This window comes from Streptomyces sp. NPDC027962, assembly GCF_055566095.1.
Genome location: NZ_JBVHTA010000017.1, coordinates 133,029 through 145,693 on the forward strand (window position 1 = coordinate 133,029; position 12,665 = coordinate 145,693).

Here is a 12,665-nt window from a genome sequence, read left to right on the forward strand (position 1 = left end):
CTCCTTGGTGGTGGTGGGCGGGGACGGGGTCTGGCACGAGGCTCGGGGAGGCGGGGGCGGGGCCCAGGACGGGCTCGAGACCGGGCTTCTAGGACGCGAACAGGCGGACCGGCCACGCGGCGTGCTGCTCGGCGCCGATGTCCAGCAAGGGGGCCGACGCGGCCGGGAGGGTCTCGGTTCCCTCCCGCGCGGCAGCGCCCGCCCGTGCCGCGACCTCGTCCATCTCGGGGGCGAGGCGGGCGAGGACGGCGGTCGCCTCGAACGGGTCCAGGCTGAGCATACGCACCGCCGCCGTGGCGGGACCGCCGACCGCCTCGTACACCGCGCAGTGCGCGGCGTCGACGGGACCGAGGCCCGCCGCGCGGGCCGCGGTGCCGAGGACGATCGGCTGATGCGTACCGCGCGGGAACACCGCTGCGAGCGCTTCGAGTTCGGTGCCCGGCCAGGCCGCCCGCGCCGCCCGGAGCATCTGCCTGCCCAGCTTGCGGGCGGTGGCCCGCAGCGCCGGCGACGGCGTGCGGGCGTCCGCGGCGGCGTCGAGGCTCACGGGGTCGTGCCCGAGGGCGGCCGCGGCGGCGAGTCCGGCGGAGGTGAGCCCCGTGGTGTGCAGCCGGCCCCGGCAGAACCTCGCCAGGTCGTGGGCGTCCCGGACACGCCCGGCCTTCACGGCGGCCTCGACGCCGCCGGAGTGTGCGTGCCCGCCGGCGGGGAACCGCCCGTCACAGAGCACAAGCAGTGCGGCGCGGCTCATGGCGCCGCACTTCGTGTGGCATGCGACGTCCTTCGTGTGGCATGCGGCATCGGACGCATCGGATCCACCTCCCGCATCAGAAGAGGAAGTAGCGCTGGGCCATGGGCAGTTCGGCGGCCGGAGCGGGCTCCACCGGTTCGCCGTCGATCGTCACGGAGAACGTGTCCGCGTCGACCTCCACCCGGGGCATGGCGTCGTTCTCGCGCATGTCCGCCTTCGTCACCCGTCGGGTGCTCCTGATGGGCACGAACCTCTTGCCGAGGCCGAGCCGCCCGGGCAGGTCGTCCTCGATCGCCGCCGGGGCGACGAAGTTGAACGAGCCCCTGGCCGCCGCACGCCCCAGCGCGCCGAACATCGGCCGCGGCAGCACCGGCTGCGGGGTGGGGATAGAGGCGTTGGCGTCGCCCATCTGCGCGTATGCGATCTGTCCGCCCTTGATCACCAGCTGGGGCTTCACGCCGAAGAACGCCGGCTCCCAGAGCACGAGGTCGGCGAGCTTGCCGGTCTCGACCGAGCCGATCTCCCCGTCCAGCCCTTGTGCAACCGCCGGGTTGATCGTGTATTTGGCGACATAGCGACGTGCCCGGTGGTTGTCTGCGCGCCCGTCCCCCGCAAGCGGGCCCCTGCGCTTCTTCATCACATGCGCGGTCTGCCAGGTGCGCATGACCACCTCGCCGACGCGTCCCATGGCCTGCGAGTCGGAGGAGATGATCGAGATGGCCCCGAGGTCGTGGAGCACGTCCTCGGCGGCGATCGTGGAGGGCCGGATGCGCGACTCCGCGAAGGCGAGATCCTCGGGTACTGCCGGGTTGAGGTGGTGGCAGACCATCAGCATGTCGAGATGTTCCTCGATGGTGTTGACGGTGTGCGGCCGGGTCGGGTTGGTCGAGCTGGGCAGCACGTGCGGCTCGGAGACGACGGTGATGATGTCGGGAGCGTGCCCGCCGCCCGCGCCCTCCGTGTGATACGCGTGGACGGTACGGCCCGCGATGGCTGCGAGGGTGTCGTCGACGAAACCCGCCTCGTTCAACGTGTCCGTGTGGATGGCGAGCTGTGCGCCTGTCTCGTCGCAGACGGTCAGACAGGCGTCGATGGCGGCGGGCGTGGCTCCCCAGTCCTCGTGGATCTTGAATCCGAGGGCGCCGCCCCGCAGTTGGGAGTACATGGCGTCGCGGGAGACGGTGTTGCCCTTACCGAGCAGGCCGATGTTGACGGGGTAGGTCTCCAGCGCCTCGAACATCCGGGCGAGGTGCCACGGGCCGGGCGTGATCGTGGTCGCCTTGGTCCCTTCGGCCGGCCCCGTCCCGCCGCCGACGAGAGTGGTCACGCCGGTCGCGAGCGCCTGCTCGACGACGGTCGGCGAGATGAAGTGGACGTGCGCGTCGATGGCTCCGGCGGTGACGATCTTCCCGTTGCCGGCGATGACTTCGGTCTCCGGGCCGATGACGAGGCCGGAATGGACACCGTCCATGGTGTCGGGGTTGCCTGCCTTGCCGATGCCGCAGATCCGGCCGTCGCGCATACCGATGTCGGCCTTGACCACACCCCAGTGGTCGACGATCACGGCGCCCGTGATCACGGTGTCGGGTGCGCCTTCCGCTCGTGTCGTACGGGACTGTCCCATCGACTCGCGGATCACCTTGCCGCCGCCGAACACTGCCTCGTCACCGGCGCGCCCGGGGCCACCGGAGCGGTCGTCCTCGATCTCGACGAGCAGGTCCGTGTCGGCGAGGCGGATACGGTCGCCGGTGGTGGGGCCGAACAGATCGGCGTACACGGCGCGGTTCAGTTCAGCCATCGAGCCGGCCCCCGGTCTCTCCCCGCAGCCCGGCGACGATGCGGCGCCCGGCGAGCGGCACGAGTTCGACCTCGACCGGGATACCCGGCTCGAAGCGCACGGCGGTGCCGGCGGCGACGTTCAGCCGCTTGCCGCGGGCGGCGGTGCGGTCGAAGTCGAGGCCCGGGTTGGCCTCGGCGAAGTGGTAGTGCGAGCCGACCTGCACGGGGCGGTCCGCGGCGTTGACGACGGTGAGGCGACTGGTCTCGCGGCCCTCGTTGAGGCGGATCGGCCCGTCGCCGAAGTAGATCTCTCCGGGGATCATGTGCACCGCCTCTCAGACGATCGGGTCGTGGACGGTGACGAGCTTGGTCCCGTCGGGGAAGGTGGCCTCCACCTGGACGTCGTGGATCATCTCGGGGACGCCCTCCATGACGTCGTCGCGGGTGAGCACCTTGCGACCGGACGCCATGAGTTCGGCTACGGTGCGGCCGTCTCTGGCGCCCTCGAGGATGTGCGAGGTGATGAGGGCGAGGGACTCGGGGTGGTTGAGCTTCACCCCACGCGCCCTGCGCTTCCCGGCCACGTCGGCGGCCACATGGATGAGAAGCCGTTCCTGCTCGTGCGGGGAGAGTTGCACGCGTCCACCTGCCTGTCGTCCGGCCCGTAAAGTATGGGCGCGATGGACCGTAGCGTGCTTCAACACTTCGTTGACCGGCTCACGGGTATCTCACGACCAGGGGTTGAACGTTAGGGCGCAGATTTTTCCGGCGCGTTAACTGATCTTGGGATCCGGCTGGACATCGATGCGGTTCTTGCCGTGGCGACCGGGGTGCGCGCCACAGGGCCGGCCCCGACCCCGGCCGCCGTCGCCTGCGTCGTGCGGCAGGGCTGGGCTGGGCTGGGCTGGGCGGAGCTCGCCACGCCCTATCGGGTGACCGCACCCAGGTGCGGCTGGACGAATGCCGCTCGCTGCCGTCCGCCGACGCGAGCGGCGGCGCCCTCGCGGCGAGCGTGCCGCCGCTCGCCCTCGCCGGGACGGGAGGCGGAGGCGGCGCGCCGAGCCTGCCGGTCGGCGCCCTCACCACGCCCGCCGCCGATCCCTGCGGTGAGGCGCAAACCTGCCGCGGGCGGGCAGCGCCGACGCCGGTCCGAGGCCTCGAGCCGCGCGCGACGCGACCCGTCGCGGCGTCGCGCCTTGGCGCAGGGCGCCCGGGCGCGTCAGGTGCGGTCTTCGGGGCGGTGGTGTTCCGCCGCGAGGCCGAAGCGGCCGCGCGGGGCGGGAGCGGAAGACGTCGAGCCGAACGAGGACACCGAGCTGATCACCTGTTCCTCGGCCGGCCCGCTCGCGCTCTCGAGTCGTTCCAGGTCAGCCGCGGAGACCAGCGCGACGAGCGGCTTCCCGTGCCGGGTCACGACCACGCGCTCCCCGCCGTAGACAACGCGGTTGATCAGGTCGGCGAGCTCTGCGCGGGCTTGCGTCACCGGAATCTCATAGGCCATGCTCCCATCATAACGGTCTGTACGTCCTGTACATTTTTTACGGACATCGCGACGACCCGCAGCCGAGGAGAGGTACGCCATGAACCGTCCTTCCGCCCGCTACGTCCTGCCGGAGTTCACCGAACGCACGTCGTCGGGGACGCGCACGCTCGACCCGTACTCGAAGCTGCTGGGCGAGCGGATCATCTTCCTCGGGACCGCCGTCGACGACACCGCCGCCAACGACGCCATCGCCCAGTTCCTGCACCTCGAGTACGCCGCCCCCGACCAGGACATTTCCCTGTACATCAACTCCCCCGGCGGATCCCTCCACGCCATGTCCGCCATCTACGACACGATGCAGGTCGTCACCTGCGACGTGGCCACCACGTGCCTCGGCCAGGCCGCCTCGACCGCGGCCGCGCTGCTCGCCGCCGGCGCGCCGGGCAAGCGCATGGCGCTGCCCGGCGCGCGGATCGTGGTCCAGCAGCCTGCCTTCGAGGAGCCGTTGCGGGGGCAGCCCTCCGATCTGGAGATTCATGCTGCCGAGTTGTTGCGGCTGCGTGCGCAACTCGCCGGGACGCTGGTCCGCCACACCGGCCAGGACGCCGACCGCATCGCCGCCGACCTGGAGCGGGACAGAATCTTCGACGCGACGGCGGCCAAGGAGTACGGCCTGATCGACCATGTCATCACGAGCCGCAAGACCTCTGCCTCTATCACACCGTCCGGCGCGAAGTGAACGCGCGATGCTGCCGCCGGAACTGCCGCCGCTGCCTGCTTTGACCCGCGCCGAGGCCGAATTCGTCGACGCGTATCTCGAAGTCGTCGACATGGTCGGCCGGATCAACCCCGCCCGCTCCACCCACACCTACGGCGCACTGCGCGCGGCTCAAGCCCTGGTGGGGCGGGCCGCCGCACTGAAGGACGCCCTGACGCTCATGCATGTGCGCGGCGAGAGTGAGGTGTACACGCACACGCTCGCCGAGGCGCTTCGCGTTCTGGACGGGGAGCGCAGGGCGAGGCGCGTGACCATGCCGCCCGTTTCCACGAGTTGACGGTCGTTCCGCTGCTGTCAACCGCCAACGGGGTAACGGCATTCGTACCCCGTTCGGTGGAGCTTCAACGAAGTTGTTGCGTGTCGCAGGACTTGCGCGGCGCGATCACCGATCTGGCCCAATCGACGGCTTCACCGCTGGTACGACCATGCGTCCGCGTCATGCGAGAACGGTGTTCACACTCCTGTCCACCCGAAAGGGCCAGTCGTGATCAGCTTCACAAAAGCCGTTTCAACTCGGAAATCGGACATGGGTGGGTAACGATCCGTGGGACGACAAGCCCCCGCCACCTTGACGGGGCGGTCCGGGCGGACGCTGAGTCCTGCCGCCGCACCGGACGACTGGTCGACGGAAGTGCATCGGCAGGAGTGGAGGACCCGAGCAGTACGGCGTGACCGGCGATCCCGGACACGTCTTGGGGTGAAGCCGCTTCGGCGGCCGGGCGTCTTCGCCGGTCCGAACCCGACAGGTCATCCTTCACAGGCGGCTGACGAAGGGTTGCGCATGACTGCGCAGATTCATCTCCCGCTCCTCTTCTCGCGTGCGGGCGCCGTGTCGGCACTGACCATCGCCGCCGTCGGCGGCTCACTCCTGGCCCCCAGCAGCTCCGCAGAGGGGCGAGCGATCAGCAGCCACGCGAGCAAAGCACTCAAAGTGGCTGCCTCGAAGCAGGGATCGCCCTACCGCTACGGCGCCACGGGCCCGGCCCGCTTCGACTGCTCCGGGCTCACGCTCTACTCGTACAAAAGAGCGGGGAAGAGACTGCCCCGGACCGCCCAGCAGCAGTACAACCGGACGCGACATATCTCCGCCGCCAACCGGCAACGCGGTGACCTGGTGTTCTTCCACTCCGGAGGTTTCGTGTACCACGTGGGCATCTACGCCGGCCACGGCAAGATCTGGCACTCACCCAAGACGGGCGACGTGGTCAAGCTCGCCAAGATCTGGACGAGGAGCGTCAAGTACGGCCGCGTGCGCTGACGCCCCGACAGTTCCCCTGCGTACGTGCCCCGGTCACCCTGTCACAGGGACCGGACCAGCAGGGCGACCCCGAGCCCGGTGGCGCCCCCCGTGACGTCTTCGACGGCGACGGGCGGTGCGCCGGCCGGGCGAACACGGGCCGCCCTGCGCCGGCGATGCCGACGGCGAGCACAGTGGGTCAGTTCTGCACGGGCACGGACCACGGCAGCGCGATCCAGACCGTCTTGCCGCCCTCCTGGGTGGGTGAGACGGACAGCCGACCGCCGCACTCCGCGGTGAGCGTACGGATGATCACCATTCCGCGACCGTTGTCCTGGCGGACCGCTGCCGGCAGCCGCTGCGGCCAGCGCGGATGGCTGTCGGTCACGCCGATGCACAACTGCTCGTCACGCTCCAGCCGCAGGTCGACGGTGAAGGTCGGGGACTGGCCGAAGGTGTGCTGCACGGCGTTGGTGGCGAGTTCGGACACAATCAGCCGGACGGTGTCCACGGCCTCGGTGTCGGGCTCGAGCCCCCATTCGCACACGATGTCCGTGACATATCTCCGGGCGGTGGAGACCGACTCCGGATCGCTCGGCAGAGTGACGGATGCTTCTTGGTGGTCTGCCATGGCGACGCTGTCCCTTTCCCACCGGGCCGGGCTCCGACTCGTAGCGGATGAAATGCGAGAACGGCCACGGATTGCGCTTCCGCGCCAGACTGCCACTTAACGTGTGCCAGGGGCGTCAATCCACCAAGATACGTACATACCTGTCGCCCGAAGCAGTGAACTCTGCCACGGCAGACCGTATTTGGGGCGCTTCGGCGGCCCGGGGACGTGCCGCCGTCCTCAACTGGCGGGCGCGGCACCGATGATCGTGGAGACCGCCCGGTCGATCTGCGCTGCTGTGAGATCCGCGCGGGCGGTGAGCCTGATCCGTGAGATCCCGTCCGGTACGGACGGAGGCCGGAAACATCCGACGACGAGCCCGGCCGCACGACACTCGGATGCCCACCGCAGGGCCGCCTCCGGCGACGGGGCCTGTACGGAGACGACGGCGGCGTCGGGCCGCGCCGCGGTCAGCCCTGCGTCGGTGAGCCGGCGGTGCAGCGTCGCGGCCACGCCGCGGGCCCGCTCCGCGAGGCCGGGTTCGCGGCGCAGGAGCCGCACGCTCGCGAGAGCCCCGCCGGCCGCCGCCGGGGCGAGACCGGTGTCGAAGATGAAGGTACGCGCGGTGTTGACCAGGTGGTCGATGACGCGGACCGGGCCGAGGACCGCCCCGCCCTGGCTGCCGAGCGACTTGGAGAGGGTGAGCGTGGCCACCACACCCGCCGCGCCCGCGAGCCCGGCGGCGTCCAGTGCCCCGCGGCCCCCGCTGCCGAGAACGCCGAGACCATGTGCGTCGTCGACGATCAGTGCCGCGCCGTGCTCGCGGCAGGCGTCGGCGAGACCGGGCAGGGGCGCCGCGTCGCCGTCCACGGAGAAGACCGAGTCGGTGACGGCGAGGGCGCGGCGGCCTGGGTGTGCGTCCAGGGTCTTGCGTACGGCTTCGACGTCGGCGTGCGGAACGATCGCCGTCTCCGCCCGTGACAGGCGGCAGCCGTCGACGATGGAGGCGTGGTTGCCCGCGTCGGAGACGACGAGGGCGTCGCGGCCGCTGAGCGCGGTCACGGCGGCGAGGTTGGCCGCGTAGCCGGAGGACAGGACGAGGGCCGCCTCGAAGCCGCAGAAGTCGGCGAGTTCGTGTTCCAGCTCGGCGTGGAGTTCGGTACTGCCGGTGACCAGCCGGGAGCCGGTGGCGCCCGCGCCCCAGCGGCGGGCGGCCTCTGCGGCGCCTTCCGTGACCTCCGTGCGGCGGGTGAGCCCGAGGTAGTCGTTGCTCGCCAGATCGAGGAGGGCGCTGTCCGCGGCGCGGGGCCGGAGCGTGCGGACGAGACCGGCGTGCTCACGGCGGCGCGACTCTGCGTCGATCCAGTCGAACGGATCCTGAGGCATGGTGGTCCGGTCCTTTTGTAGGCAGCGGACAGACCCTAACCGGGTGGGCGAAGAGATCGGGTGTGGCCATGCACACACCTCAATCCGGCGCTGTTGTGGAGTTCCTCCTTGGCCCAGGCATGGGCCGTACGTCAGGATCAGCGCCATGGACCTGCTGAACACCCTGGTGGAGAAGGGGCTGCGGCGCGAGCTGCCGACCCGTGAAGAAGCTCTCGCCGTGCTGGCGACCTCGGACGACGATGTGCTCGAAGTGGTGGCCGCGGCGGGCAAGGTGCGCCGCCAGTGGTTCGGACGGCGGGTGAAGCTCAACTATCTCGTCAACCTGAAGTCGGGCCTGTGCCCGGAGGACTGCTCGTACTGCTCGCAGCGGCTCGGGTCGAAGGCGGAGATCCTCAAGTACACCTGGCTGAAGCCCGACGAGGCGTCGCAGGCCGCGGCGGCCGGTGTGGCCGGCGGCGCCAAGCGGGTCTGTCTGGTCGCGAGCGGGCGCGGTCCGACGGACCGCGACGTCGACCGGGTCTCGAAGACCATCGAGGCGATCAAGGAAGAGAACGAGGGCGTCGAGGTGTGCGCCTGCCTGGGTCTGCTCTCCGACGGTCAGGCCGAGCGGCTGCGCGACGCGGGCGCCGACGCTTACAACCACAACCTGAACACGTCCGAGGGGACGTACGGGGACATCACGACCACGCACACCTATGCGGACCGCGTGGACACGGTGACCAAGGCGCACGCGGCGGGTCTGTCCGCGTGCTCCGGGCTGATCGCCGGCATGGGCGAGGCCGACGAGGACCTGGTGGACGTGGTGTTCTCGCTGCGCGAGCTGGACCCCGACTCGGTGCCGGTGAACTTCCTGATCCCGTTCGAGGGCACGCCGCTCGCCAAGGAGTGGCACCTCACTCCTCAGCGCTGTCTGCGCATTCTCGCGATGGTGCGGTTCGTCTGCCCCGACGCCGAGGTGCGGCTGGCCGGCGGGCGCGAGGTGCATCTGCGTTCGATGCAGCCGCTGGCGCTGCACCTGGCCAACTCGATCTTCCTGGGCGACTACCTCACCAGCGAGGGCCAGGCGGGCAAGGCGGACCTCGACATGATCGCGGACGCCGGATTCGAGGTGGAGGGCACGGACACGACGACGCTGCCCGAGCACCGGAGCGCGGGCGGTGGCTGCGGTTCGGTCTGCGGGGACGGTGGCGAAGGCGGCTGTTCGAACGACGGGCCGGCGAAGGCGGCCGAGCCGGTGGCCGAGCAGGCGACCGAAGTCCCCGGCGCCCGTACGGACCTGGTTGCCGTCCGCCGTCGCGGCGCCGGAACGGATCTCGCGCCCAATGCCTGATTTCTCCCCGGACGAGCTGCGCGTCCTGGACCGTGCTCACGTCTGGCACCCGTACGGCCCGATGCCGGGCCGTACGGATCCGCTGGTCGTCGAGTCCGCCTCCGGGGTGCGCCTTCGGCTCGCGGAAGAGGTGCACGGGCAGCGCGAGTTGATCGACGGCATGTCGTCCTGGTGGTCGGCCGTGCACGGCTACAACCACCCGGTCCTCAATGAGGCGGCGACGGCGCAGCTGGGGCGGATGAGCCATGTGATGTTCGGCGGTCTCACCCATGAGCCCGCCGTCCGGCTGGCGACCCGGCTGGTCGATATCACCCCTGAGCCGCTGCGGCACGTCTTCCTCTGCGACTCCGGCTCCGTGTCCGTCGAGGTCGCGGTGAAGATGTGCCTGCAGTACTGGCGCTCGGTGGGCCGCCCCGCGAAGCAGCGGCTGCTGACGTGGCGCGGCGGCTACCACGGCGACACCTGGCAGCCCATGTCGGTCTGCGACCCGGAGGGCGGCATGCACGAACTGTGGCAGGGCGTGCTGCCGCGGCAGATCTTCGCGGACGCACCGCCGGCCGAGTACGAGACGTCGTACGCGGACGGGCTGCGCGAGCTGATCGCCCGGCACGCGGACGAGCTCGCCGCGGTGATCGTGGAGCCGGTGGTCCAGGGCGCGGGCGGCATGAGGTTCCACTCCCCGGCGTATCTGCGGGTACTGCGCGAGGCGTGCGACGAGCACGGTGTGCTTCTCGTCTTCGACGAGATCGCGACCGGCTTCGGCCGCACGGGCACGCTGTTCGCGGCCGGGCAGGCCGGCGTCGCTCCGGACGTGATGTGCCTGGGCAAGGCGCTGACCGGCGGCTATCTGACGATGGCGGCGACGCTGTGCACCCCGCGGGTGGCCGATGGCATCTCGCGGGGCGAGGTCCCCGTGCTGGCGCACGGCCCGACGTTCATGGGCAACCCGCTGGCCTCGGCGGTCGCGTGCGCGTCGATCGACCTGCTGCTCGGCCAGGACTGGCAGCAGGAGGTGAAGCGGCTGGAGGCGGGCCTGCGGGACGGCCTCGCGGAGCTCGCCGGGCAACCGGGCGTGAAGGACGTACGGGTTCTCGGCGGCATCGGCGTCGTGCAGCTGGACCACGAGGTGGACATGGCCGCGGCGACGTCGGCGGCGATACGCGAGGGCGTCTGGCTGCGCCCGTTCCGCGACCTCGTGTACACGATGCCGCCGTACGTGACGGACGACGACGACCTCGCCCGCGTCTGCGGCGCGGTCCGCGCGGCGGCGACGGCGGGCTGACGCGCCCCGCGGGGCGCCCGCCGACCAGGGGAGAGCAACGGTCCCCCCGGGGGGCACCCAGTCGGAACGAGCAGAGGACACAGAAGCACATGGCAGTGATCGTCGTCACCGGCACCGGCACCGAGATCGGCAAGACCGTCGTCACCGCTGCCGTCGCGGCCGTCGCCGTGGCGCAGGGGCGTTCCGTCGCCGTCGTGAAGCCCGCGCAGACCGGGGTCGCGCCGGGCGAGGACGGTGACGTCGCCGTGGTGCGGCGGCTCGCCGGGCAGCTGACGGCCGTCGAACTGGGGCGTTTCCCCGAGCCGTTGGCGCCCGCGACCGCCGCCCGGCGGGCCGGGCTCGCCCCGGTGCGGCCGGGGCAGGTCGCGGAGGCGACCGGGAAGCTGGCGGCCGAGCACGACCTGGTGCTGGTCGAGGGCGCCGGCGGGCTGCTCGTACAGCTCGACGACGAGGGCGCCACGCTCGCGGACGTGGCCGCAGAGCTGGGCGCGCCCGTGCTCGTGGTCGCCCCGGCCGGTCTCGGCACCCTGAACATGACGGCCCTGACAGCCGAGGCGCTGCGCGCCCGGGGCCTGGAGCAGCTGGGCGTGGTGGTGGGGAGCTGGCCCGCCGAGCCGGATCTGGCGGCGCGCTGCAATCTGGCGGACCTCCCGCACGCTGCGGGCGCGCCGCTGCTGGGTGCCGTTCCGGGGGGCGCCGGGGCGCTCGTGCCCGCGGAGTTCAGGGCGCGGGCGGAGGGGTGGCTGGCGCCACGCCTCGGGGGCCGGTGGGATGCGGGGGAGTTCGCCGCCGCCGTACGCTGACGCCCATGCGCGCACGGATCGACGAGATCGTCTTCGACTGCCACGACCCCGCCCTGCTGGTGCGTTTCTGGGCCTCGCTCCTCGGCGGCGATCCGGTGGACCGCTCCGACGACTGGTCGTACATCGATCCGCCGGACTTCGTGCGTATCGCCTTCCAGCGCGTGCCGGAGGACAAGGCGGTCAAGAACCGGCTGCATCTGGACCTGGACGCGGGCGATGTCGAAGCGGCAGCGGACGAGGCCGTGCGGCTGGGCGCGGTGCGCGTCGGGGGGATCGTCCCCGACGCATACGGCCGCTTCCAGGTGCTGCGCGACCCGGAGGGCAACGAATTCTGCTTCGTGGCGGGTTCGGACGGCTGATCCGCCGCGCGCGGGGGGAGAATGTCGGTGACCGGCCCGTCCTTCTCAGGGAGGCCCCGATGCCCCACCGCCGCACGAAGGTGCCACGGGACGCCGTCCACCATCCGGTCTTCGCCCGTTTCTACGCGAAGCTGAGCGTGACGGCGGAGCTCAAGGGCGGGATCGCCGCCTACCGCGCCGAGCTGCTGGACGGACTGTCCGGCCGCGTGATCGAGATCGGCGCGGGCAACGGCCTGAACTTCGCCCACTATCCGAGGGCCGTCTCCGAGGTGGTAGCGCTCGAACCGGAGCGCACTTTGCGGAAGTTGGCCGTCGAGGCGGCGCTGCACGCCGACGTTCCGGTGGACGTGGTGCCAGGTGCGGCCGAGGCGCTGCCGGTCAAGAGCGAAGGCTTCGACGCGGCGGTGGCATCGCTGGTGCTGTGCACCGTACGGGATCTGCCGCGGGCGCTCTCGGAGATCAGGCGGGTACTGCGGCCCGGTGGCGAGCTGCGGTTCTTCGAGCATCAACTGGCCGAGGGGCGCGGGCTGGCGCGCACCCAGCGGGCGTTGGACCGCACGGTGTGGCCGCGGCTCTTCGGTGGCTGTCACACCGCACGGGACACGGTCGCCGCCATCGAGGCAGCCGGCTTCGAGCTGGGAGGGTACCGGCGGTTCCGTCTGCCGGAGGGCGGGCTCCAGCTGCCGACGTCACCCTGCGTCCTGGGGGTCGCCCGACGTCCGCAGGACGCGGGTCAGGACGCAGATGAGGGCGGGGCCGGTCAGGGCCGGCCCTTCTAGGGCGTGTTTCGAAAGTCCCGCCTGGCCCACGACGCCTGGCACGCACACTCGCTGCGTTGTCGGAGTCATCCAGGTACGTCCAGTACGA

15 protein-coding genes and 1 riboswitch are annotated in these 12,665 nt (G+C 71.3%); of the genes, 8 read left to right on the forward strand and 7 right to left on the reverse strand.

Going from position 1 to position 12,665, the window contains the following annotated elements:
- Positions 1-88: 88 nt before the first annotated feature.
- From ACZ4SA_RS18300 to ACZ4SA_RS18320, 5 genes are all read right to left on the reverse strand, one after another.
- On the reverse strand, positions 89-751 hold the full coding sequence (locus tag ACZ4SA_RS18300) for an urease accessory protein UreF (protein WP_468275408.1): 663 nt from the start codon (positions 749-751) through the stop codon (positions 89-91).
- 76 nt (positions 752-827) lie between these two features.
- On the reverse strand, positions 828-2,549 hold the full coding sequence (locus ACZ4SA_RS18305) for an urease subunit alpha (RefSeq protein ID WP_468275411.1): 1,722 nt from the start codon (positions 2,547-2,549) through the stop codon (positions 828-830).
- The gene (locus ACZ4SA_RS18310) at positions 2,542-2,853 is read right to left on the reverse strand and encodes an urease subunit beta (protein WP_468275413.1); all 312 of its coding nucleotides are present in this window, start codon (positions 2,851-2,853) and stop codon (positions 2,542-2,544) included. Before ACZ4SA_RS18310 ends, ACZ4SA_RS18305 begins: the two co-directional genes overlap by 8 nt.
- Positions 2,854-2,865: 12 nt before the next feature.
- Positions 2,866-3,168: an urease subunit gamma gene (locus tag ACZ4SA_RS18315; RefSeq protein WP_468275416.1), complete on the reverse strand. Its 303-nt coding sequence runs from the start codon at positions 3,166-3,168 to the stop codon at positions 2,866-2,868.
- Positions 3,169-3,749: 581 nt separating this feature from the next.
- Positions 3,750-4,031 carry a type II toxin-antitoxin system Phd/YefM family antitoxin gene (locus ACZ4SA_RS18320; RefSeq protein WP_468275420.1) on the reverse strand — a complete coding sequence of 94 codons (282 nt, stop codon included), beginning with the start codon at positions 4,029-4,031 and terminating at the stop codon, positions 3,750-3,752.
- 79 nt (positions 4,032-4,110) lie between these two features.
- On the opposite strand from ACZ4SA_RS18320, the gene ACZ4SA_RS18325 reads away from it, so the two are divergent.
- The 3 genes from ACZ4SA_RS18325 (at position 4,111) to ACZ4SA_RS18335 (ending at position 6,049) form a co-directional block, all read left to right on the forward strand.
- Positions 4,111-4,752, forward strand: a complete 642-nt coding sequence (locus tag ACZ4SA_RS18325; protein ID WP_468275423.1) for an ATP-dependent Clp protease proteolytic subunit — start codon at positions 4,111-4,113, stop codon at positions 4,750-4,752.
- A 7-nt stretch (positions 4,753-4,759) separates the two neighbouring features.
- Positions 4,760-5,068, forward strand: a complete 309-nt coding sequence (locus ACZ4SA_RS18330) for a hypothetical protein (protein WP_468275426.1) — start codon at positions 4,760-4,762, stop codon at positions 5,066-5,068.
- Between the two features lie 345 nt (positions 5,069-5,413).
- Positions 5,414-5,569, forward strand: a riboswitch (cyclic di-AMP (ydaO/yuaA leader).
- A gap of 3 nt (positions 5,570-5,572) precedes the next feature.
- On the forward strand, positions 5,573-6,049 hold the full coding sequence (locus ACZ4SA_RS18335) for a C40 family peptidase (protein WP_468275429.1): 477 nt from the start codon (positions 5,573-5,575) through the stop codon (positions 6,047-6,049).
- 178 nt (positions 6,050-6,227) lie between these two features.
- On the opposite strand, the gene ACZ4SA_RS18340 is transcribed toward ACZ4SA_RS18335, so the two are convergent.
- Together ACZ4SA_RS18340 and ACZ4SA_RS18345 are read right to left on the reverse strand one after the other, a co-directional pair.
- Positions 6,228-6,659, reverse strand: coding sequence for an ATP-binding protein (locus tag ACZ4SA_RS18340; RefSeq protein WP_468275432.1), 432 nt, complete (start codon positions 6,657-6,659; stop codon positions 6,228-6,230).
- 219 nt (positions 6,660-6,878) lie between these two features.
- Complete coding sequence (locus ACZ4SA_RS18345; protein WP_468275435.1) at positions 6,879-8,024, reverse strand: 8-amino-7-oxononanoate synthase; 1,146 nt, start codon at positions 8,022-8,024, stop codon at positions 6,879-6,881.
- Between the two features lie 145 nt (positions 8,025-8,169).
- Here ACZ4SA_RS18345 and bioB point away from each other — a divergent pair, with 145 nt between their 5' ends.
- From bioB to ACZ4SA_RS18370, 5 genes are all read left to right on the forward strand, one after another.
- The gene (gene bioB, locus ACZ4SA_RS18350) at positions 8,170-9,354 is read left to right on the forward strand and encodes a biotin synthase BioB (protein ID WP_468275438.1); all 1,185 of its coding nucleotides are present in this window, start codon (positions 8,170-8,172) and stop codon (positions 9,352-9,354) included.
- Entirely contained in the window at positions 9,347-10,636 is a 1,290-nt protein-coding gene (locus tag ACZ4SA_RS18355) for an adenosylmethionine--8-amino-7-oxononanoate transaminase (protein ID WP_468275441.1), read from the forward strand. Before bioB ends, ACZ4SA_RS18355 begins: the two co-directional genes overlap by 8 nt.
- Before the next feature lie 89 nt (positions 10,637-10,725).
- Positions 10,726-11,439, forward strand: coding sequence for a dethiobiotin synthase (gene bioD, locus ACZ4SA_RS18360; RefSeq protein ID WP_468275443.1), 714 nt, complete (start codon positions 10,726-10,728; stop codon positions 11,437-11,439).
- A 5-nt stretch (positions 11,440-11,444) separates the two neighbouring features.
- Positions 11,445-11,798 (forward strand): VOC family protein, encoded by a 354-nt coding sequence (locus ACZ4SA_RS18365; protein WP_468275445.1) that lies wholly within the window; start codon positions 11,445-11,447, stop codon positions 11,796-11,798.
- A gap of 59 nt (positions 11,799-11,857) precedes the next feature.
- Entirely contained in the window at positions 11,858-12,577 is a 720-nt protein-coding gene (locus ACZ4SA_RS18370; RefSeq protein WP_468275448.1) for a class I SAM-dependent methyltransferase, read from the forward strand.
- The last annotated feature ends 88 nt before the right edge of the window (positions 12,578-12,665 follow it).

Excerpts from the sequence above, each read along its gene's own strand:
- bioB (WP_468275438.1), top strand. The coding sequence starts at position 8,170 with ATGGACCTGCTGAACACCCTGGTGGAGAAGGGGCTGCGGCGCGAGCTG.
- ACZ4SA_RS18330 (WP_468275426.1), top strand. The coding sequence starts at position 4,760 with ATGCTGCCGCCGGAACTGCCGCCGCTGCCTGCTTTGACCCGCGCCGAG.
- ACZ4SA_RS18325 (WP_468275423.1), top strand. The coding sequence starts at position 4,111 with ATGAACCGTCCTTCCGCCCGCTACGTCCTGCCGGAGTTCACCGAACGC.
- ACZ4SA_RS18355 (WP_468275441.1), top strand. The coding sequence starts at position 9,347 with ATGCCTGATTTCTCCCCGGACGAGCTGCGCGTCCTGGACCGTGCTCAC.
- ACZ4SA_RS18310 (WP_468275413.1), bottom strand. The coding sequence starts at position 2,853 with ATGATCCCCGGAGAGATCTACTTCGGCGACGGGCCGATCCGCCTCAAC.
- ACZ4SA_RS18320 (WP_468275420.1), bottom strand. The coding sequence starts at position 4,031 with ATGGCCTATGAGATTCCGGTGACGCAAGCCCGCGCAGAGCTCGCCGAC.
- ACZ4SA_RS18305 (WP_468275411.1), bottom strand. The coding sequence starts at position 2,549 with ATGGCTGAACTGAACCGCGCCGTGTACGCCGATCTGTTCGGCCCCACC.
- ACZ4SA_RS18370 (WP_468275448.1), top strand. The coding sequence starts at position 11,858 with ATGCCCCACCGCCGCACGAAGGTGCCACGGGACGCCGTCCACCATCCG.
- bioD (WP_468275443.1), top strand. The coding sequence starts at position 10,726 with ATGGCAGTGATCGTCGTCACCGGCACCGGCACCGAGATCGGCAAGACC.
- ACZ4SA_RS18340 (WP_468275432.1), bottom strand. The coding sequence starts at position 6,659 with ATGGCAGACCACCAAGAAGCATCCGTCACTCTGCCGAGCGATCCGGAG.
- ACZ4SA_RS18300 (WP_468275408.1), bottom strand. The coding sequence starts at position 751 with ATGAGCCGCGCCGCACTGCTTGTGCTCTGTGACGGGCGGTTCCCCGCC.
- ACZ4SA_RS18335 (WP_468275429.1), top strand. The coding sequence starts at position 5,573 with ATGACTGCGCAGATTCATCTCCCGCTCCTCTTCTCGCGTGCGGGCGCC.
- ACZ4SA_RS18345 (WP_468275435.1), bottom strand. The coding sequence starts at position 8,024 with ATGCCTCAGGATCCGTTCGACTGGATCGACGCAGAGTCGCGCCGCCGT.
- ACZ4SA_RS18365 (WP_468275445.1), top strand. The coding sequence starts at position 11,445 with ATGCGCGCACGGATCGACGAGATCGTCTTCGACTGCCACGACCCCGCC.